The 860-nt window shown below is 45.2% G+C and carries 2 protein-coding genes; both read left to right on the forward strand.

The window, feature by feature from the left end; genetic code table 11:
- Nucleotides 1-67: 67 nt before the first annotated feature.
- The gene (locus tag BUE76_RS00555) at nt 68-490 is read left to right on the forward strand and encodes a transposase (RefSeq protein ID WP_076026711.1); all 423 of its coding nucleotides are present in this window, start codon (nt 68-70) and stop codon (nt 488-490) included.
- Nucleotides 451-843 carry a transposase gene (locus tag BUE76_RS25380; RefSeq protein ID WP_076026712.1) on the forward strand — a complete coding sequence of 131 codons (393 nt, stop codon included), beginning with the start codon at nt 451-453 and terminating at the stop codon, nt 841-843. The genes BUE76_RS00555 and BUE76_RS25380 overlap by 40 nt, the downstream gene beginning before the upstream one ends.
- Nucleotides 844-860 lie beyond the last annotated feature (17 nt).

The raw sequence follows: 860 nt of genomic DNA on the forward strand, positions 1-860 counted from the left end.
TAGAACGTGTCTTAAAATAGGTTTCTAATTGGTAAGAAGTTTGGAGTTGTCTTGGAAACAAGGTTTTATGAAGCAGAAGCCAATCATCAATCTGTGGAGCTTGTTTGAACCAATGATCATCAATAAGTATGGCCGCAAGCCTGGCCCTGGCAGACCTCCCGTGGATCTGAAACGAACCTTTGAAGCCATTATCTGGATACTTAAAACCGGTGCACCGTGGCGAGCAATACCAGAAGATCTATATCCTTCATTTCAGAGCTGTCATCGCTATTTTCAAGCATGGGCTGATGAGGGTTTGTTCAAAAAGCTAATGCGCAAGGTGCACAGGCATCCGCTCTACGGTAAAGATATCCGGGTTCAGGAAATGTTCTATATAGACGGAAGTTTTGCGCCGGCTAAAAAAGGGGGGCGCACCAGGGTCCAACCAAGAAGGGAAAAGGAACTAAGATCATGGTACTCACGGACGAAAAGAGTCGTCCTGTATCCATAGTGATAGCATCGGCATCCATTCATGAAGTAAACCTGGTTGAACAAGTCATAGCAGAGCGGGCAAGTAAACATAGACCCAGAAGAATCACCGGAGATAAAGCTTACGATGCTGACCAACTGGACCTAAAACTGAAACGCAAAGGAATTGAGTTGAACGCTCCACATCGAAGCAACAGGCGAAAACCACCTTCGCAAGACAGAAGAAAGCTCAGGGCTTACAAGAGAAGATGGAAAGTGGAGCGCTTCTTTGCTTGGTTGTTCAACTTTCGGCGTTGCGCTTCCAGATATGAGTACAAGTCTGAAAACTTCAAAGCCTTTCTGCTGCTAGCATCTGCAATCATCCTGATCAGATAATTTTAAGACACGCTCTA

The sequence above is a fragment of the Cnuella takakiae genome, from assembly GCF_001953305.1.
GTDB lineage: Bacteria > Bacteroidota > Bacteroidia > Chitinophagales > Chitinophagaceae > Flavisolibacter > Flavisolibacter takakiae.